Source organism: Micromonospora sp. NRRL B-16802, assembly GCF_001279555.1.
Taxonomy (GTDB): domain Bacteria; phylum Actinomycetota; class Actinomycetes; order Mycobacteriales; family Micromonosporaceae; genus Micromonospora; species Micromonospora profundi.
Genome location: NZ_LGEB01000052.1, coordinates 47,084 through 67,158 on the forward strand (window position 1 = coordinate 47,084; position 20,075 = coordinate 67,158).

Genomic DNA, 20,075 nt, shown 5'->3' on the forward strand with positions numbered 1-20,075 from the left:
CGTCTGGGGGACGTCGGCGGACCGCTTCGGACGTCCGGCGTCGCTGACCGGGACCGACGGGCGTGAAACCAGGTCAGGCCCCGCTCGTCAGGACGTCAGGGAGGGCAACGGCGGTGCCTGTCACCGCGATCCCGCTGCCGGTTTCGGCGGGGATCCCTACCGCGAGAAGGCTTGGACGGCCCATGTCGTCGCCCTGCCGCACGGTGACCGTCGCGGGCGGAGTCACCAGGTGCAGCTCGCGCAGGTAGCCACCCAACGCCGCAGCGGCCGCACCTGTCGCGGCGTCCTCGACGACGCCACCGGGTGGGAACGGGTTGCGCGCATGGAACACCAGCGGCGATTCGCGGTAGACCAGGTCGATGGTTGTCCAGTCTCGCTCGGCCATCAGGCTGCCCAACGCCGCCATGTCGTAGTCCAGGTCGGCCAGGCGCTGCCGGCTCGCGGCGGCCACGATGGGATGCCATGCTCCGGCGAACGCGATCCGCGGCGGCAGCGTCGGGTCGAGGTCGTCCAGCTTCCAGCGCAGCGCGTCCAGCAGCGCCGCGAGGTCGCCATGGGCGATGGGTCTGCTCTGCGGTTCGACGCTGATCAGCGTGGCGGTGGTGGTCCCGTCCGCCCGTACCTCGGTGGTGACCTCAACGAGGCCGGCGCGGGTGTCCAGACGCAGGGCTCCCGGACCGTGCCGCTCGGCGTAGGCGACTGCCGACGCGATGGTCGCATGACCGCAGAAGGGAACCTCTGCCTTCGGGCTGAAATAGCGCACCGTGAAGTGCCCATCGCGGCCGGGCGTGAGGAATGCCGTTTCGGAATACCCGACCTGGGCCGCCACCCGCTGCATCTCCGCGTCGTCGAGCCCTGTGGCATCGAGGACCACACCGGCCGGGTTGCCACCGGCTGGGTCGGTGGTGAAGGCGGCGTACCGCAGGATTTCCATGATCGGATTCTAGCTTCGGCCGGCGTCAGCGTCGGCGCACCGCATCACCATGACGAGATCATCGGGGAAGACCGGCATTGGTGGGTGGTTCCGAGGCCAGGATGGTGGAACTGATCTCGTGCACGAACGTGTGGATGTCGTCTGCCCTGCCGGTGTCGGCGTCCTTGCCGCCGTCGTACCACCAATCGCGCGCCCAGGTGATCAAGCCGTCCCACTGTGGAAGGGCGGCGATGGTCCGGTCGGCGGCCCGTCGCTTGGACAGTTGCCGGCCGTTCTGAAGACGATGCAGGGCCCGGCAGAGGGTGAGTACTGCGTAGGACTGAGCTCCGGGGGTGGTCATCCGGGTCACCCAGATCGGCCAGTCGCGGACGTGCGCCAGCAGAGCCGATCGGACGAGGTCGGGGGCGACGGCGGGTAGCAGTGCGACGGCTGAGGGCCCCACGAGCACGCGGCCGTGATCGCGGACGGCCGACCAGGTGACGACGCGATGGATGGTGGCGGGTAACAGGTGCAACGATTCGCCGGGGCTGATCCGGGCGATGGCGTGGGTCTGGCTGGCACGGCCGAGCGCGGCGTCGCGCGTGGCGCCAAGGGACACGTACTCCACCTCGATCCTGCCGGCCCACTGCGGGTGCCGTCGACCAAGGTCCGCGTGCAGACCGGCGAGCACGGCGAGTAGCGTCTCGTCCGGGTCGCTGTCGAGTACCGCGAGCAGATCAAGGTCGCTGCGATCCGGGGCGAAGTCGCCGGCGACCAGTGAGCCGTGCAGGTACAGGCCCAGAAGCGTGCGGGACAACGAGGCACTCCACGCGTCACGAAGATCGGCGAGAACCATTTCGGGCGATGCCATCAGGTCATCCTCCGCTGCGGACCGTCCGCCCCACCAGAAGGTGCGGCTCGTGGTCGACGCCGGGCGGCGATGTTCAGGCGATAGGGTCCTGCGCGTGACTCGCCCAGTGTTGCTCGACTGTGACCCCGGCATCGACGACATGGTCGCCATCCTCACGGCGGTGGCCAGCCCGGAGGTGGAACTCGTCGGGGTCACCACAGTGGGCGGCAACGTCGGAATCGACATCACCACCCGCAACGCGCTGGACGTGCTCGCCCTGGCCGGCCGGGCCGACATCCCCGTTGCCCGTGGCGCGGACCGCCCCTATCTGCGGTCGACGGGCAACCGCACCGCGTCGGTGCACGGGGACCGGGGGTTGGGCGGCATCACGCTGCCGACCTCCGCCGTCGGCCCGGTCGACGCCACCGCGCTGGAGTTGATCGTCGAGACGGTACGCTCCTGCGCCGAGCCGGTGACGCTGGTGGCGACGGGACCCCTGACGAACGTGGCGCACCTGTTCGCGGTGCACCCCGAGGTGGCGTCGCGGTTGGCCCGGCTGGTGGTCATGGGCGGCTCGATCGGCGCCGGCAACCGGACTCCGGCCGCCGAGTTCAACATCTGGGCGGACCCGGAGGCCGCCTACCGGGTGCTCACCGAACCGGGGTTGCCCCGGCCGGTGCCGACCACGCTTGTCGGGCTGGACGTCACGTACCGCACCACCTACGGTCCGGACGACCTGCGGCGGCTCCGCTCGGCCGGCAGCGTCGCCGCTCTCTGCGCGGACGCGCTCGAGTACTACCTCGCGGGTTACCGGCGCGACCACGGCATGGACGCCGTGCCGCTGCACGACCCGCTGGCGATGGCGGAGGCGATCCGGCCGGGTTTGGTCACCGCCGAGCCGGCGTACATCGAGGTGGACACCACGACCGGGCCGAGCCGCGGCAACACCCTCGTGGACCTGCGGGGTCAGCCGACCGCCGAGGTGGCGGTGGACGTCGACGTGCCGTCCGCGTTGGAATTCATCACCTGTCGGCTGGCGTCGCTGACGATCAGGTGACCTGGACGCGGTGCCGGGCAGCCGTTGCCGCCCGGCACCGCGACACGGTGTGTCAGGCGACCGCGCAGGCGGCGCCGTTGAGGGTGAAGGCCGACGGCCGACCGGCGTTGCCGCTGTGGGTGGCCTGGAAGCCGATGTCGACAGCGGTGTTCGGGGCGATCGTGCCGTTGTAGGAGACGTTGCGTGCGGTCACCGCCCCGCTGGTCGGGGAGTACGTGGCGTTCCAGCCGCCCGTGATGGTCTGCCCGCTCGGCAGCGTGAACGCCAACGACCAGCCGTTGATCGGCGCGCTGCCGGTGTTGGTCACCGAGATGGCCGCCGTGAGGCCGTTGTTCCAGGCGTTGACCGTGTACGAGACCTGGCACCCACCGGCCGGCGGGGGCGTGCTCGGCGGGGGAGTCGTGGGCGGGGCCGTGGTGGGCGGAGGTGTCGTGGGCGGCGTGTCACCGCCGATGCTGCCGGGCACCGCGCGGAGCGCCGTGTACCAGGCGTCGGCCATCTTGCGGTAGCCGGTGGCGTTGGGGTGGACGCCGTCGGCGAGGTCGCTCAACGTCAGGGCGCGGTACATGTCGACAAGGTGGACGCGCTTGCCGGCGGCGGCTCTGGTCTGGACGATCCCGGGGATCGCCGCGTTGTATCCGCGCACCTGGTTGTCGGCGCCCGACTTCGGGACGATCGTCGCCACGAACACATCGGCGTTCGGCGCGTTGTTGGTGATCTTGTCGACGAGTGCGGCGAGCCGGCCCGGCGCGCCGGACGTGTCGCCGTACATGTCGTTGGTGCCGATGTGCAGCAGCACCGTCCGGGGGGTCGTCGCCCGCAGCCAGTTGACGACGTTGGCGTCGATCTGGGCGATCGTCCAGCCGGAGTGACCTTCGTGGTCGTGGTCGCCGAGGCTGGCCGGGCCGTTGAACTGGGAGCCGACGAAGTCGACCCGGTATCCGCCACTCGTGAACCGCTGCCAGAGTTCGATGCGGTATCCGCCGGGGACGTTGAAGCCGTCGGTGATCGAGTCGCCGAGCGGCATGACGCGTACCCCGCCGTTGGATTCGGCGCTGGCGGGCATCGTCGCCACCGGGACGGCGGCGGCGACGGCCGCGACGGCGGCCAGGGCCGCCCACCACAGGCGGGCCCGTCGGGGCCTCGGCGTCGTGGCGGTGGTCGCGGGTGTCGGAGGGACGGGGTGGTCGAGTTGCGGGACGTTCATGGGCTTCCTCCGGTGGTGGGGGAGCGTGCGCCAGCGGGCGGCGCCGTGCGGGGTCGCCACCACTTCGCGGTACGCGGGAGCGAGCTGGCAGGCGACCACGAGCCCGGACGTCAGCACTGCTGGTCGAGGTTGCCATGGTCGTCGACGGGCCGGCTGCGACGGATCGACGAACCGCGACGGAAGTGTGCCCTGCACCCCGTCGGTCGCACGATAGCGTGTTATCGCTAACAAAGGCAATCGATCGACATGCGACTATGGCAGTGTCGGTTCGGGCTGGCGGTGCGGTCAGTGCGGGCTGGCGGTGACCGTCGCGTCGAGTATCGACGCGAGCCAGCGCAGCTGCCGCCGGACGTGGACGGCCTCACCGCCCTCGTGCCCGTTGAACGGGTAGACGTGCATCTCGCGCTCCGGTGGGGTGGGCCGACCGGTGGCCGCGCCATACTGGTTGTAGGCGGCGAAGCCGGTGCTCGGCGGGCACACCGTGTCGCGCAGGCCGACCCCGAAGTGCGCCGGAGCCGTGGCCCGGCGGGCGAAGCTCACTCCGTCGACATAGGACAGCGTGCGCCGCACGGCCTCCTCGGCCTCGCGGTGCACCGACAGGTAGCGCGCGATCTCCCCGTACGGCGAGGCGTCGGTGAGCGAGACGGCCCGCTGGACGTCACAGAGGAACGGGGCGGTGGTCAGCACCGCCGCGAGGTCGCCGGCGAGACCGGCCACCGCCAGGGCGAGACCGCCGCCCTGGCTGTTGCCGACCACGGCGACCCGGCCCGCGTCGACCCCGGGCAGGGCGCGGACCGCGTCGACGGCCCGGACGGCGTCGGTGATCAGGCGACGGTAGTGGTAGTCGTGCGGGTCGAGGATTCCCCAGGTGGCGGGCCACGGGCCGCCGGGCGCGCCGTGCGGGTCCGTGGTGTCGCCGGCGCCGTACTGCCCGGCCTGCCCCCGGTTGTCCATCAGCAGGTGGGCGTACCCGGCGACCGGCCAGGTCAGCCGCTCGTGCGGTAGGCCCCGGCCGCGCCCGTAGCCGGCGTACTCGACCACCGTGGGCAGCGGGTCCAGCACGCCCGCCGGGCGCGTGTACCAGGCCCGCACCGGGTCGCCTGCGAAGCCCGCGTACGTGACGTCCCACGAGTCGAGCAGTCGCAGGTCAGTGGGCTCCGGTCGGACGTCCACGAGCGCCGGTCGGGCGGCGGCCTCGGTGAGGGTGTCGCGCCAGAACCCGTCGAAATCGTCGGGCTCGACGACGGTGGGCGCGTAGCGCCGGAGTTCGTCGAGCGCGGGGGTGAAGTCGGTCATGGTTCCTCGTGGGTCCGGGGGCGCGGATCGGGGCGGTTGTCGCGGCGGCGTGGGGTCAGCGCGGGTGGGCCGGCGGGGCGGTGCTCTCCCGCACGATCAGCTCGGTCACCAGGTCGATCCGGCTGGTCGCCAGCTCGTTGCCCTTGGCCATGTCGAGCAGCATCTGGGTGGCGATGCCGGCCATGTCGCCCAGCGGCTGGTTGATCGTGGTCAGGGCGGGGTCCGTCCAGGCCGAGACCGGCAGGTTGTCGTACCCGATGACCGAGAGATCCTCGGGCACTCGCAGGCCGCACTTGCGGGCGGCCCGCAGCACCCCCATGGCCTGGATGTCCGAGCCGGCGAAGATCGCCGTGGGCCGGTCCGGCCGGCTCAGCAGCCGCAGGCCGTGGGCGTGCCCGGCATGCGCGGAGAAGCTTCCGTAGCAGACCAGCTCGCGGTCGACGGTGACCCCGGCCTCCTCGTGGGCGGAGTGGAAACCGGCGGCGCGGGCCCGGCTGCACAGCATGTCGGGTGGCCCGGAGATGACGGCGATCCGCCGATGGCCCAGCTCCAGCAGGTGTCGGGCGGCCAGCAGACCGCCATTGAAGTTGTTGGAGCCGACGGTGGGCACCGAGGCGGAGGTGGCACTGTCGGTGTCGACGACGACGAACGGGATGCCCTGCCGCCGTAGGTGCTGCTGCTGGCTGTCGGTCAGGTGGCAGAGCACCAGCAGTACGCCGAGCGGACGGTCGGCGAGCAGCGCGTCCATCCATCGCGACGGCGGTCGGTGCGCACCGTCGAGCTGGGACACGGCGAGGCCGATTCCGGCGGCGGCGGTCACCGCCTCGGCCCCGCGCAGGATCTCCAGTGCCCAACCGGTGTCGAACTCGTGGAACACCAGGTCGATCCGGCGCTGGCCGGTCGACGGCCGTCGGTTGCGGCGCTGGTACTGGTGGCGGTCGAGGCTCGCCTCGACCCGGGCCCTGGTGGCGGGCGCGACATCTTCGCGCCCGTTGAGGACCTTGGACACCGTCGCGACGGACACGCCGACGTCGTTGGCGATCGTCGCGATGGTGGAGGCCTGTGGGCCGAGCGGGCGGTGCTCTGTCATCGCAGCCCCATACAGCATCCGAAAATTTCGGACGACCATAACACGACTGATCGGACGGCCTGGTGCACGCCATTCGGTATGTTCGATGCCTTGCTCCGGTATGTCGGTCGGCAGTGGATCGCGGAGGTTCGGTGTCACCGGCTGGATGGCCGAGCTGACCATCGACGCATCGAAGGTCTTGACACGCTCAGACGGTGCACTTAGGTTGCCGAAAAGGTTACGCGGGTTTCCGGAAAGTTTCGGCTCGTGGTCACCCGCCACGGAACCGTCCCACGGGGGTGCGGGACGTGGCCGGAGCTAAGGGGTCTCGGCATGAGAAGTAACGTGCCCGTCGACGGCGCACCGGCGGCGTCCCGCGACGTCACGCCCTGGCGCGACGCACGGCTGTCGCCAGCCGAACGGGCCGAGGCGCTGCTGCCGCAGATGACGCTTGAGGAAAAGCTCGCCCAGCTCGTCGGGGTGTGGGTGGGCGCCGACGCGTCCGGCGAGGGCGTCGCTCCCCACCAGGCCGACATGCTCAACGAGCTGCCGCCGTGGAGCACCGTCATCCGGTACGGGCTGGGCCAGCTCACCCGACCGTTCGGCACCGCACCCGTCGACCCGGTACGCGGCGCGCGATCGCTTGCCGCGTCCCAGGCGCAGATCGTGGCGGCCAGCCGGTTCGGCATCCCGGCGCAGGTGCACGAGGAGTGCCTCACCGGTTTCGCCGCCTGGCGGGCCACCGTCTACCCGACCCCGCTGAGCTGGGGCGCCGCCTTCGACCCGGAGCTTGTCGAGGAGATGGCCGCCCAGATCGGCCGGTCGATGCGCGCCGCAGGCGTACACCAGGGGCTCGCACCGGTCCTCGACGTCACCCGCGACTACCGCTGGGGACGTACCGAGGAGACGATCGGCGAGGACCCGTACCTGGTGGGGACGACCGGCGCGGCGTACGTGCGGGGGCTGGAGAGCACAGGCATCGTGGCCACCCTCAAGCACTTCGCCGGATATTCGGCCTCCCGGGGCGGGCGCAACCTCGCGCCGGTGCCGATGGGCCGCCGGGAGTTGGCAGACGTCATCCTGCCGCCGTTCGAGATGGCGCTACGGCTCGGCGGTGCCCGCTCCGTGATGCACTCGTACGCCGAGATCGACGGCCTGCCCGTTGCCGCCGACGAGGAACTGCTGACCGTGCTCCTGCGCGACGAGTGGGGCTTCACCGGCACCGTTGTCGCCGACTACTTCGCCATCCGGTTCCTGCAGACCCTGCACGGGGTGGCCGAACGCTCCGCCGACGCCGCCGGGCTCGCCCTGCGCGCCGGAATCGACGTCGAGCTGCCCACAGTGGACACTTTCGGCGACCCGCTGTTGGCGGCGGTCCGCGCCGGCGAGGTCGACGAGGCGCTCATCGACCGGGCGCTGCGACGTGTGCTGATCCAGAAGATCGAACTCGGCCTGCTCGACGACGGCTGGCAGGAACTGCCCGACGACGTGGCGGGCCTGCGCCTCGACGACGAGGCCAGCCAGGACGTCGCCGTACGCCTGGCCCGGGAGTCAGTGGTGCTGCTGCGCAACACCGGTGTGCTGCCGCTGCCGGCCGGTCGCCGGGTCGCGCTCGTAGGCCCGGTCGCCGACGATCCGATGGCAATGCTCGGCTGCTACACCTTCCCCAACCACGTGGGTGTCAAGCACAGCGAGTTCGAGATGGGCGTCGACATCCCCACGCTCCGCGACGAGTTGGCCCGGCACGTCCCGCAGCTCAGCTACGAGCCCGGCTGCGCCATCACCGGCGACGACAGCTCGGGCATCGCTGCTGCGGTCGCCGAGGCCGCTGCCGCCGACGTGTGCGTGCTCGCCGTCGGCGACCGGGCGGGCATGTTCGGCCGGGGCACCTCCGGTGAGGGCTGCGACGCCGTCGACCTGACACTGCCCGGGGTGCAGTCCGACCTGGTCCGCGCCGTGCTGGCCACCGGCACCCCTGTCGTGCTGGTGCTGATGACCGGCCGGCCGTACGCGCTCGGCACGGAGTTCGACGCGGCGGCGGCAGTGGTGCAGGCGTTCTTCCTCGGCCAACGGGGCGGGCAGGCGCTCGCCGAGGTGCTCACCGGCGCGGTGAACCCGTCCGGGCGGCTGCCGGTAAGCGTGCCCCGCGACGCGGGTGGCCTGCCGGGCACCTACCTGGCGCCACCGCTGGGGCACGCCAACCAGGTGTCCTCGATCGACCCGACGCCCGCGTACCCGTTCGGCCACGGGCTGAGCTACACGAGCTTCGACTGGTCCGACGCCTCGGCCGTCGGGCTGGCCGGCGAGGCGTACGCCGATCCCGCCGACCCGGTCACCTGGCCGGTCGACGGCGAGGCGCGGGTACGTGTCACAGTCCGCAACACCGGCTCCCGACCCGGCACCGAGGTCGTGCAGCTCTACCTGCACGACCCGGTGGCGCAGACCACCCGACCGGTGACGCGGCTCGTCGGCTACGCCCGGGTGCCGTTGGAGCCCGGCGCGGCTGCCGACGTGACGTTCGACGTACCCGCCGATGTCACGTCGTTCACCGGGCGGTCCGGGCGGCGCATCGTCGAGCCCGGCGCCGTCGAGCTGCGGCTCGGCCGGTCCAGCGGCGAAACGGTGGCCGCCCTCGCGCTGCGGCTGACAGGCGTCGAACGCCAGGTGGGCCACGACCGGGAGCTGCTCACGTCGGTGCGGATCGAGCACCTCCTGGCCGTCCCGCACTCCGCATAGGAGGCCGCTCATGACATCCGAGACGCTGCGGCCGCCGCCGGCACCGCCTCCCGCTCCGGCGGCCACTGTCGCACCCGCCCCGCGCTCGCGGCGACACCGTCGGACCTGGCGGCAGGCGCTGCGCCGGGACTGGCAGCTCTACTCACTCGCCGTCCTGCCGCTGCTGTTCTTCCTGATCTTCCGCTATCTGCCGATGATCGGGAACGTCATCGCGTTCCGCCGGTTCAAGCCGGGCGGCAGCATCTTCGGCGAGTACTGGGTCGGGCTGCGGTACTTCCGGATGTTCTTCACCGACCCCACGTTCTGGGAGGTGTTCACCAACACGCTCGTGCTCGGGGCGTTGACCCTGCTGTTCTGCTTCCCGCTGCCCATCGTGCTGGCGCTGCTGCTCAACGAGGTGCGTGCCCGCCGGTTCAAGCGGTTCGTCCAGTCGGTGTCCTACCTGCCGCACTTCCTGTCGATCGTGATCGTGGCGGCGATGGTCATGCAGTTGACCTCGGTCGACGGCACCGCCAACCAGCTCGTCCGGCTGGTCGGCGGCGACCCGGTGGCGTTCCTGCAACAGCCCGAGTGGTTCCGCACCATCTACGTCTCCTCCGAGGTCTGGCAGACCGTCGGCTGGGGCACCATCCTCTACCTCGCGGCGCTCACCACGATCGACGAGGACCTCTACGAGGCGGCCCGGATCGACGGCGCCAACCGGCTGCGGCAGACCTGGCACGTGACGCTGCCCGGGATCCGGCCGACGATGGTGACGCTGCTGATCCTCAACATCGGCAGCTTCATGGCCGTCGGGTTCGAGAAGATCCTGCTGCTGTACAACCCGTTGACGTACCCGACGGCGGACGTGATCTCCACGTACCTGTTCCGGATGGGTTTCCAGTCCAGCAACTTCAGCTACGCGGCAGCGATCGGCCTCTTCGAGGCGGTGATCGGGCTGATTCTGGTCCTGTCGGCGAACCTCATCTCCCGTCGCACGGTGGGGACGAGCCTGTGGTGATCCTCGGCCGGAAGGCGGACGCCCCGACCACGCGCGGGCCGGTGGACAGCCGTGGCTACCGGGTCTTCCGGGTCGTCAACGCGGTGGTCCTGACCGGCGTGGTGATCGTGACGCTGTATCCGTTCCTCACCATCGTGGCCCGTTCGCTCAGCGACGAGGCGTACATCATCGCGGGGAAGGTGACCCTGGTCCCGCGCGGGTTCGACGTGACCGCGTACAAGCTGGTCATGTCGGATGCGATGTTCTGGACGAACTACCGCAACACCGTCGTGTACACGGTGGTCGCCACGATCATCTCGATAGTCCTGACCACCTGCTACGCGTACGTGTTGTCGAAGCCGCAGCTCAAGGGGCGTGGCCTCCTCGTCGGCATCGCGCTGTTCACAATGTTCTTCTCCGGTGGCCTGATCCCCAACTACGTGCTGGTCACGAGCCTGGGGATGAAGAACACCATTTGGGCCGTGGTGATCCCCAACGCCATCAGCGTGTTCAACCTGCTGGTCATGAAGGCGTTCTTCGAGAGCCTGCCGACCGAGTTGGAAGAAGCGGCGGCGGTCGACGGGCTCAACACGTACGGCATCCTGCTGCGCATCGTGCTGCCGCTGTCGAAGGCGATCATCGCGACGATGGTGCTCTTCTACGCGGTCTCCTTCTGGAACTCGTGGTTCAGCGCGTTCCTCTACTTCGACCGGCAGGACCTGCTCCCGGTCACCGTCTACCTGCGCAACCTCATCGCGGGCGCCACGAGCGCCGAGTCGGCGGCCGCCGACGCCGACAAGGTCCAGGCGGCGGCGACCTTCCAAGCCGTGACGATCGTGCTCACCACCCTGCCCATCCTGGCGGTCTACCCCTTCGTCCAGCGGTACTTCGTCCGCGGCGTGATGCTCGGCGCGGTCAAGGGCTGAGCCGCCGAACCCCCCACCCCACCACCGAAAGGACCAGCCATGCTCCACCAGACGTGGCGCCGCGTGGCGTTAGCCACCGCGGGTCTGCTCGCGCTCAGCCTGACCACCGCATGCTCCGAGGACCCCGGCGAGTCGACGGACCTCTCGGAGAACCGTGCCGGTGCGATGGCGAACTACGGTGTCGGCGACCAGTTCAAGGCCACCGAGGCGCTCTCCTTCTCGACCCTCTACAACAACCACACGTTCTATCCGCTCAAGGAAGACTGGCTGTTCTGGTCGGAGTTGACCAAGCGGACCAACGTCAAGATCGATCCGGTCGCCGTACCGCTGAGCGACTACGAGCAGAAGCGCAGCCTGCTCATCGGCGCTGGGGACGCGCCACTGATCATTCCCAAGACGTACCACCCGCAGGAGGACCCGTTCGTGTCCTCCGGGGCGATCCTTCCGGTGAGCGACTACCTGGATCTGATGCCCAACCTCAAGGACAAGATCGCCAAGTGGAACCTGAAGCCGGAGATCGACAACCTGCGGCAGTCCGACGGCAAGTTCTACCTGCTGCCGGGCCTCCACGAGAAGCCCACGCAGGACTACACGGTGCTGGTGCGCACCGACATCATGGAGGAGCTGAACCTCCCGGTCCCGAAGACCTGGGACGACCTGTACACGGTGCTCAAGGCGATGAAGGCGAAGTACCCGAACGTCTACCCGTACTCCGACCTGTTCAGTAAGCCCACACCGACCGGCGCCCTGCTGAACATCCTCAGCGCGTCCTTCGGCACGCGGGCCGGTTGGGACTACCAGCACGCCACCTGGGACCCGGCGGCGAAGAAGTTCACCTACACCGGCGGGTCCGAGCAGTACAAGCAGATGCTCACGTACCTGCACAAGCTCGTCGCCGAGGGCCTGCTCGACCCGGAGAGCTTCACCCAGACCGACGACCAGGCCCGCCAGAAGCTCGCCAACGGCAAGTCCTTCGTGGTCACCGGCAACGCACAGACGCTTGTCAACAACCACCGGCCCGACCTGGCCAAGACCCTGCCGAACGCGAAGATGGCCAAGATTCCACTGCCGGTCGGGCCGGCCGGCGAGATCAACCCCTTCTCCCGCCTGGAGAACGGCATCATGATCTCCACGAAGGCCCGGGAGAGCAAGAACTTCGTGGCAATGATGCAGTTCATCGACTGGCTGTGGTATTCGGACGCCGGCCTGGAGTTCGCCCGCTGGGGCGTCGAGGGCACCACGTTCACCAAGGACGCGTCCGGGAAGCGCACGCTCAACCCCGGCGTCGACTTCCTCGGCCTCAACCCGAAGGCGCCCAAGCACCTGCAGAAGGACTTCGGCTTCCAGAACGGCGTCTTCGCCTACGGCGGCAGCCCCGACCTGGTCCGCGGGTTCTTCTCCCCGGAGGAGTTGGAGTTCCAGAAGGTGATGGACGCGCGCACCCCCAGGGAGGTGGCCCCGCCCGCTCCGCTGACCGATGAGGAGCGCGAGCAGGTGTCGCTCTGGGAGACGCCGCTGAAGGACTTCGTCTCGCAGAACACGCTGAAGTTCGCCCTGGGTCAGCGGCCGCTGAGCGAGTGGGACGCGTACGTGGCCGAGCTTAAGGCCAAGAACGCCGACCAGTACATCGACACTGTCAACAAGGCGTACGAGCGGTTCCAGAAGAAAAACGGCTGACCAGCGGGGAGTCCGGTCGGGCGGCTGATCGCGGCCCGGCCGGGCATCCCGGCGACCACGGCCGGCGCGGTGCGCGTCACCCGCCCGGCAGGACGACCAGAGGACAGCGATGCGCATCACCGTTCCCGACCAGCCCGCCGGCCGGCTCACGGACGCCTGGCGACGCTGCGTCGGCACCAGCCGTTTCGAGCTGGCCCTGCGTCGCGACTACCAGGACTCGCTGGCCCTCGTCCAGGCCGACATCGGGTTCCGGCACATCCGTGGGCACGGTCTGCTCAGCGACGGCGTCGGCGTGCACCGCCCGTACGAGCACGACGGCAAGCGTCGCGTGCACCACTCCTTCACGTACGTCGACCAGGTCGTCGACGTGTACCTCGACCTGGGCATCCGGCCGTTCGTGGAGCTCGGGTTCATGCCGTCGGGCCTCGCCTCCGGCGACCAGACAGTGTTCTGGTGGAAGGGCAACGTCACGCCACCCGCGTCCCTGTCCGAGTGGGCCGACCTGGTCCGCGCCACAGTGGCACACCTGGTCGACAGGTACGGCCTCAACGAGGTGCGCGGCTGGCCCATCGAGGTGTGGAACGAGCCGAACCTGGAGCCGTTCTGGCAGGGCGCGGACCGCGACGCCTACCACCGCCTGTACGAGGCCAGCGCGCACGCCGTCAAGGACGTCGACGCGTCGTTGCAGGTCGGCGGGCCGGCGATCTCCCCGGGCGCTGACGACTGGCTGGCGTCGTTCGCCGAGTTCGTCACCGACAGGCAGGTGCCCGTCGACTTCGTCAGCAGGCACGCGTACACCTCCGGGCCGGCCCAGCACGTGCCGTTCGGCACCCACCAGACCCTCGCCCCGGCGGCGGACCTGCTGACCCAGTTCGCCGCTCCGCGCCAGCACCTTGCCGGCACCCCGTTGGCGGACCTGCCGGTGCACATCACCGAGTTCAACTCGTCCTACCGACCGGACAACCCGATCCACGACACCGCTTTCCACGCCGCGTACCTGGCACCCGTGCTCGCCACCGGCGGCGACCTTGTCGACTCGTTCTCGTACTGGACGTTCAGCGACATGTTCGAGGAGGTGGGGGTGCCGACCGCGCTGTTCCACGGCGGGTTCGGCCTGCTCACCCACCGCCAGATCAAGAAACCCACCTACCACCTGTACGCGTTCATGGCCCGCCTCGGCGGCGACGTGCTCGCCCGCGGCGACGACCACCTGGTCACCCGGCACCGCGACGGGCGGATCGCCGTGCTGGCGTGGGCGCCCGTGGACGTCACAGGCCGGTCACCTGCACCCGACCGGCACCCGCTGGCGCTGTCCATCCCACTCGGCCCGCCCGGAACGACGTCGGCGTTCCTGCTGCGCTCGTCGGTAGGCGAGGAGGCTGGCAACGCATGGGCGGCGTGGACCGAGATGGGTTGTCCCCGCTCGCCGTCCCTACGGCAGCTCCACGCCCTGCGGGAGGCGGCCGAGCCGGCGCGTACGCACCGCGCGCTGCCGGTCGCCGCCGGCCGGGTCGAGGTGGACCTCACCCTCGGCCGGCACGAGGTCACCCTCCTCGAACTCAGCGCGGTCGAGGACGAGACCCCACAGTGGTGGAACGCCGACCGTCTGCTCGGGCACCCGGTCGCGGCCGACCGGAAGGAGCAGCAGTGAGCAGCACACAAGCCCTGCGACAGTTCGGCGACGGGCCACTGTCGCGGATCACCTCCCGCGTCTACATCCTGCTCGTCGTCGAGTTGCTGTTCCTGCTCACCACACTGCCCGGCCTGCTGCCGTTGGTGCTGCTGGGCCGCGACCCCAGCAACCTGCCGCTGGTGGCGGCCCTCCTGGTGCCTGTCGGTCCCGCCCTCTCGGCAGCCCTGTACGCCCTGCGCCACCAGCGCTGCGACCTGACCGACCTGCGACCCGCAGCGCTGTTCTGGCGCGGCTACCGGGCCAACCTGCGTGCCGTGCTGCGCGTCTGGGTGCCGACGCTGCTGTGGCTGACAGTGCTCGCCGTGAACCTCTCCTACCGGGACGCGGTAGGCCTGGCCACCTGGTGGACGGTGCCGCTGCTCCTGATCGGTGCGGCGGTGACGCTCTGCGCGGCGAACGCCCTGGTGATCACCTCGCTGTTCGACTTCCGCACCCGCGACGTGCTCCGGTTGGCAGTGCACTTCCTCGTGCGTACCCCCGGGGTTGCCGTCGGCAACGCCCTGCTGCTGGCCGCGGCGGCCGGGATCACAGCGGTCTTCTCCGAGGTGGTCCTCGCGATGCTGGGGTCGATCGCGGCCCTGGCGCTGCTGCGCGTCGGCGACCCGATGGTCCGGATGATCCGTGAGGAGTTCACACCGTGAGCACGCCGGAGTTCGTGGACGTGGAGGGGCCGATGTTCGTGGCGGATCCGTTTGACGTCGAGGAACCACAGGTGCACGCCGCCTGGCTGCCGCCGGAGGCGTTCCGGTCGCTGGGCGCGCGCCGCGTTCTCGTGCACGGCGACGGGCCGCTCGTCGACACCGTCCTCGACGAGGTGGCCCGCGCGTGCGCACGCTACGGCGGGCGGATGTGGCACTCACCGTCCTGGGACGTCGACGTCGACCTGGTGCTGACGTTGCGCCGGGCGGACGCGCTGCCGAGTTCGACGGCACAGGCGGCGCGGGCGGCGGGCGAGGCGGCGCTGATCGACGACGGCCGGACGCTCGGCGACGAAGGATTCCTGCTGGTGCGGGCCGGCGACGTGACTGTCGTGCTGGCCGACGCTCCCGCCGGCCTGCTGTACGGGCTGTTCCACGTGGTCCGGCTCTGCGCAGCGGCGTTCGATCCGGCCCGCCCACCGGAGCTGCACCGGCCCGCACTGCGCCGCCGGATGCTGAACCACTGGGACAACGTGGCGGTGCACCCGGTGATGGGCCAGGTCGAGCGGGGATACGCGGGCGGCTCGATCTTCTGGCGCGACGGCCGTCCGCGTGGGGACCTGGCCCGACTGCGGGCGTACGGGCGGCTGCTGGCGGCCAGCGGGATCAACGCGATATCGGTGAACAACGTCAACGTGGCACGGGCCGAGGCGCGGCTGCTCACCGACCGGCTCGGCGACGTCGCCGAGATCGCTGACGTCCTGCGCCTGTACGGCATCCGGGTGCACCTGTCGGTCACCTTCGCCGCGCCGGTGGCCCTCGGCGGCCTGAGCACCGCGGACCCGGCCGACGAGGCGGTGCGGGCGTGGTGGGCCGCCACGACCCGGGCGGTGTACGAGCGCATCCCCGATTTCGGCGGCTACGTGGTGAAGGCGGACTCCGAGGGGCAACCCGGCCCGTTCACCTACGGCCGTGACCACGCCGACGGGGCGAACCTGCTCGCCGAGGCCCTCGCCCCGCACGGGGGAGTGGTGCACTGGCGGGCGTTCGTCTACGACCACCACCAGGACTGGCGGGACCGATCCACCGACCGGGCGCGCGCCGCCTACGACCACTTCACGCCGCTCGACGGGCGGTTCCGCACCAACGTCGTCCTCCAGGTGAAGTTCGGCCCGGTGGACTTCCAGGTGCGCGAGCCCGTCTCACCGGTGCTCGCCGCGCTGCCCGCCACGCGGGTCGCCGTGGAGTTCCAGGTCACCCAGGAGTACACGGGCCAGCAGCGGCACATCTGTCACCTCGGCCCGTGGTGGAGCGAGGTGCTGCGGTTCGCGCCGTGGGGGCCCGGCGGGCGGACGATCGCCGACGTGGCCACGGGCGAGAAGGGGGAGGGCGGCGGCCTGGTCGCCGTTGCCAACACCGGCGACGACCCGTTCTGGACCGGGCACCCGTTGGCGCAGGCCAACCTGTACACGTTCGGTCGGCTCGCCTGGGATCCCCGGCTCGATCCCCGGGCCGTCCTCGACGAGTGGATGACGCTTACCTTCCCGCCGTCGGCGACCGCCGACCCGGAGCTGGTGCGGCGCACCCTGCACGAGATCATGGACGACTCCTGGCGCACCTACGAGCGGTACACCGCCCCGCTGGGCGTCGGTTTCATGGTCCACCCGGGTGACCACTACGGCCCCGACGTCGACGGGTACGAGTATTCGCGGTGGGGCACCTACCACTTCGCCGACCGTGACGGCGTCGGCGTGGACCGCAGCCGGGCGTCCGGCACCGGCTTCGCAGGCCAGTACCCGCCGTACTGGGCGGACGTGTACGAGTCGCCCGAGCGTTGCCCGGACGAGCTGCTGCTGTTCTTCCACCACGTGTCGTACACCCACGTGCTGCACAGCGGATCCACGGTCATCCAGCACATCTACGACACCCACTTCGCGGGGGTCGAGGAGGTGGAGGCGATGCGGCGGCGCTGGCAGACGCTGAACGGGATGATCGACCCGGCCGTGTACGTGCGGGTGGCCGAGCGCCTCGACGAGCAGGTGCGCTCGGCAATCGAGTGGCGCGATCAGATCAACACGTACTTCCTGCGCAAGTCCGGGGTGCCGGACGCGCACGGCCGGCGCATCTACTGACCCCGCTGCCCGCTCACCAGGGGTGCACGGTGCCGTCCTCCAGCCGGTTCACCGGCAGGTACGCCGGGGCGTACGGGTAGCGGGCCGCCGCCTCCTCGTCGATGTCCACCCCGAGACCCGGGGTCTCGGCGGGGTGCAGGTAGCCGTCGGCGTAGTGGTAGCCGTGGGGGAACACCTCGTCGGTCTCGGCCGTGTGCCGCATGTACTCCTGGAGGCCGAAGTTGGGGATCGAGATGTCGAGGTGGAGCGCGGCGGCCATGCAGACCGGCGAGAGGTCGGTGGCGCCGTGCGAGCCGCTGCGTACGTGGTGCAGCGCCGCCAGGTCGAAGATGCGACGCAGGTGGGTGATCCCGCCGGCGTGCACGACTGTGGCCCGGACGTAGTCGATGAGCTGTTCCCGGATGAGCTGGGCGGCGTCGTGGATGCTGTTGAAGACCTCGCCCACGGCGATCGGCGTGGTGGTGTGCTGCCGGATCAGCCGGAAGCCCTCCTGGAGGTCGGCCGGGACCGGGTCCTCCATCCAGGTCAGCGCGTACGGCTCCAGGCTGCGGCCGAGCCGGGCCGCCTCGATCGGGGTGAGCCGGTGGTGCACGTCGTGCAGCAGCCGCAGGGTGGGGCCGAACTCGTCGCGGACACGGGCGAACACCGTCGGCACGTGCGTCAGGTAGCGGGCCGTGGACCAGGTCGCCTCGCTGGGCAGCGCCGCGTCGGCCGGCTCGTAGAAGAGCTTGTCGGCGCTGACCCCGTACGTCTTCGGCAGGCCCGGCACGCCGCACTGGACCCGCACCGCCCGGTAGCCGAGGTCGAGGTAGCGGGCAACCTCCACCAGCACCTCCTCGACGGACTCGCCGTTGGCGTGGCCATACACGGTGACGCCCTCGCGGGACCGGCCACCCAGCAGTTGGTAGACCGGGAGGCCGGCGACCTTGCCCTTGATGTCCCACAGGGCGGTGTCCACCGCCGCGATCGCGCTCATGGTGACCGGGCCGCGCCTCCAGTACGCGCCCTGGTACAGGTACTGCCAGGTGTCCTCGATGCGCGCCGGGTCCCGGCCGATCAGCAGCGGTGCCACGTGGTCGCGCAGGTACGACGCGACGGCCAGTTCCCGGCCGTTGAGGGTGGCGTCTCCGACGCCGGTGACGCCCTCATCCGTGACGATCTTGAGGGTGACGAAGTTTCGGCCCGGACAGGTCACGATGACCCGGGCGTCGACGATCTTCACTCGATCTCCTTCGGGCCCACGGGTCGGCTGTGGACGCCGCAGGGGGTGGCGCGAGGGGCGGGAGAAGCGCGATGTGCTTATCGGGAACCTCCCGATAATAGCCCGCCGCCTGTCGACGATGGCCAATGCGGCGGCGCCGCCTTCGTACGCAGGTCGCCCGCAATCCGTTGCACCGAAAGGTTTCCGGAATCCTTGACAATCGAGTGCGCTCGATTGAAGCTGACTTGGTCACGCGAGCCGCGGTCATGGTCGGGCGAAGGGCAGTCCTCGACTAACCCCCCTTCCATGCGTCATTTCCCGAGGAATCGCGAACGATGACACTGAAGACAAGGATGCTCGGCGTCGTCATGGCGGTCGTGACACTGGCCGCAGCCGCTCTGACGTTCGCCGCCCCCGCGTCCGCGGCGACGCTCACCCAGGTGACCGGCTTCGGCACCAACCCCACAAACCTCCAGATGCACCTGTACGTCCCGGACCGGGTGGCGTCCCGACCGGCGGTCCTGCTGGCCCTGCACTACTGCACGGGAACAGGCCCGGCGTTCCACTCCGGCACCCAGTACGCGTCCCTCGCCGACAGGTACGGGTTCATCGTGATCTACCCGTCCGCGACCCGCAGCAGCAAGTGCTGGGACGTGGCCTCGCCGCAGGCGCTGCGTCGAGGCGGCGGCAGCGACCCGGTCGGGCTCATGTCGATGGTCGACTACGTGCGGCAGCGGTACGCCGCCGACCCGGCCCGGATCTTCGTCACCGGCACGTCGTCGGGCGCGATGATGACCAACGTCATGCTCGGTGACTACCCCGACGTGTTCGCGGCGGGCGCGTCCTTCGCCGGGGTGCCCTTCGGCTGCTTCGCCACCGGCGGCAGTTCGGAGTGGAACAGCGAGTGCGCCAACGGCCAGCTCATCAGGACTCCGCAGCAGTGGGGGGACCTGGTACGCGGGGCGTACCCCGGCTACACCGGGCCGCGACCACGGATGCAGATCTGGCACGGCACAAACGACGAGACGCTGCGCTACCCGAACTTCGGTGAGCAGGTCAAGCAGTGGACGAACGTGCACGGGCTGAGCCAGACCCCGACGTACACCGACTCGCCGCAGTCCGGTTACACAAGGACCCGGTACGGCAGCAGCGGGCCGATGGCGCCGGTCGAGGCGATAAGCATGCAGGGCGTCTCGCACAACCTGCCTGTCGACGCCGCCCAGGTGATCCGCTTCTTCGGCCTGGACGGAACCGCCACGCCGCCTCCGACGACGCCGCCTCCGACCACCCCGCCTCCGACGACGCCACCCCCGACCACGCCTCCGCCGACCACGCCGCCCCCGACCACGCCGCCGCCATCGGAAGGCTCCTGTCGGGTCGGCTACACGGTAAACGCCTGGAACAGCGGTCTCACCGCCAGCGTGACCATCACCAACACCGGGACCGCAGCGGTGAACGGATGGGCGTTGACCTTCACGCTGCCCGCCGGCCAAGCCATCACCAACGGCTGGAACGCGCAGTACACCCCGACCAGCGGAGCGGTGACCGCCCGCAACGTCTCCTACAACGCCACCATCGCGCCGAACACCTCGGTCGACATCGGCTTCCAGGCCACCCACAACGGCGGCACCGGCAAGCCCACGTCCTTCGCCCTCAACGGGGCGACCTGTTCGGTCTCCTGACCCACCTCTCCCACACCAC

At 70.3% G+C, this 20,075-nt stretch carries 15 protein-coding genes; 9 read left to right on the forward strand and 6 right to left on the reverse strand.

Annotated features, from left to right (window positions below; translation table 11 throughout):
* Positions 1–73: 73 nt before the first annotated feature.
* Positions 74–934, reverse strand: a complete 861-nt coding sequence (locus tag ADK66_RS10060; protein WP_053653764.1) for a PhzF family phenazine biosynthesis protein — start codon at positions 932–934, stop codon at positions 74–76.
* 58 nt (positions 935–992) lie between these two features.
* Positions 993–1,784, reverse strand: a complete 792-nt coding sequence (locus tag ADK66_RS10065; RefSeq protein ID WP_053653766.1) for an aminoglycoside adenylyltransferase domain-containing protein — start codon at positions 1,782–1,784, stop codon at positions 993–995.
* 94 nt (positions 1,785–1,878) lie between these two features.
* Here ADK66_RS10065 and ADK66_RS10070 point away from each other — a divergent pair, with 94 nt between their 5' ends.
* Positions 1,879–2,820, forward strand: coding sequence for a nucleoside hydrolase (locus tag ADK66_RS10070; RefSeq protein ID WP_157552379.1), 942 nt, complete (start codon positions 1,879–1,881; stop codon positions 2,818–2,820).
* A 52-nt stretch (positions 2,821–2,872) separates the two neighbouring features.
* On the opposite strand, the gene ADK66_RS10075 is transcribed toward ADK66_RS10070, so the two are convergent.
* The 3 genes from ADK66_RS10075 to ADK66_RS10085 all read right to left on the reverse strand — a co-directional run bounded on the left by ADK66_RS10075 (position 2,873) and on the right by ADK66_RS10085 (position 6,413).
* Positions 2,873–4,144, reverse strand: coding sequence for a cellulose binding domain-containing protein (locus ADK66_RS10075; protein WP_369814774.1), 1,272 nt, complete (start codon positions 4,142–4,144; stop codon positions 2,873–2,875).
* A 168-nt stretch (positions 4,145–4,312) separates the two neighbouring features.
* Complete coding sequence (locus ADK66_RS10080) at positions 4,313–5,323, reverse strand: acetylxylan esterase (protein WP_053653770.1); 1,011 nt, start codon at positions 5,321–5,323, stop codon at positions 4,313–4,315.
* A gap of 55 nt (positions 5,324–5,378) precedes the next feature.
* Entirely contained in the window at positions 5,379–6,413 is a 1,035-nt protein-coding gene (locus tag ADK66_RS10085) for a LacI family DNA-binding transcriptional regulator (RefSeq protein ID WP_053653772.1), read from the reverse strand.
* A 312-nt stretch (positions 6,414–6,725) separates the two neighbouring features.
* Here ADK66_RS10085 and ADK66_RS10090 point away from each other — a divergent pair, with 312 nt between their 5' ends.
* From ADK66_RS10090 to ADK66_RS10120, 7 genes are all read left to right on the forward strand, one after another.
* Positions 6,726–9,128 (forward strand): glycoside hydrolase family 3 N-terminal domain-containing protein, encoded by a 2,403-nt coding sequence (locus ADK66_RS10090; protein ID WP_053653775.1) that lies wholly within the window; start codon positions 6,726–6,728, stop codon positions 9,126–9,128.
* A 10-nt stretch (positions 9,129–9,138) separates the two neighbouring features.
* Positions 9,139–10,128, forward strand: coding sequence for a sugar ABC transporter permease (locus tag ADK66_RS10095; protein ID WP_053653777.1), 990 nt, complete (start codon positions 9,139–9,141; stop codon positions 10,126–10,128).
* A complete protein-coding gene (locus ADK66_RS10100; protein WP_231639991.1) occupies positions 10,125–11,033 on the forward strand; it encodes a carbohydrate ABC transporter permease in 909 nt (302 codons plus the stop codon). The genes ADK66_RS10095 and ADK66_RS10100 overlap by 4 nt, the downstream gene beginning before the upstream one ends.
* A gap of 39 nt (positions 11,034–11,072) precedes the next feature.
* Positions 11,073–12,710, forward strand: a complete 1,638-nt coding sequence (locus ADK66_RS10105) for an extracellular solute-binding protein (protein WP_053653779.1) — start codon at positions 11,073–11,075, stop codon at positions 12,708–12,710.
* A 109-nt stretch (positions 12,711–12,819) separates the two neighbouring features.
* Complete coding sequence (locus ADK66_RS10110; protein ID WP_053653781.1) at positions 12,820–14,361, forward strand: xylan 1,4-beta-xylosidase; 1,542 nt, start codon at positions 12,820–12,822, stop codon at positions 14,359–14,361.
* Positions 14,358–15,044 (forward strand): DUF624 domain-containing protein, encoded by a 687-nt coding sequence (locus ADK66_RS10115; RefSeq protein ID WP_053653783.1) that lies wholly within the window; start codon positions 14,358–14,360, stop codon positions 15,042–15,044. Before ADK66_RS10110 ends, ADK66_RS10115 begins: the two co-directional genes overlap by 4 nt.
* Positions 15,045–15,076: 32 nt before the next feature.
* Positions 15,077–17,173, forward strand: a complete 2,097-nt coding sequence (locus ADK66_RS10120) for an alpha-glucuronidase (protein WP_053653851.1) — start codon at positions 15,077–15,079, stop codon at positions 17,171–17,173.
* A 13-nt stretch (positions 17,174–17,186) separates the two neighbouring features.
* Here the strand turns inward: ADK66_RS10120 and manD are convergent, their stop codons facing one another.
* A complete protein-coding gene (manD, locus tag ADK66_RS10125) occupies positions 17,187–18,395 on the reverse strand; it encodes a D-mannonate dehydratase ManD (RefSeq protein ID WP_053653785.1) in 1,209 nt (402 codons plus the stop codon).
* Positions 18,396–18,709: 314 nt separating this feature from the next.
* Between manD and ADK66_RS10130 the strand changes: the two genes are divergently transcribed.
* Positions 18,710–20,056: a PHB depolymerase family esterase gene (locus ADK66_RS10130; RefSeq protein ID WP_053653787.1), complete on the forward strand. Its 1,347-nt coding sequence runs from the start codon at positions 18,710–18,712 to the stop codon at positions 20,054–20,056.
* The last annotated feature ends 19 nt before the right edge of the window (positions 20,057–20,075 follow it).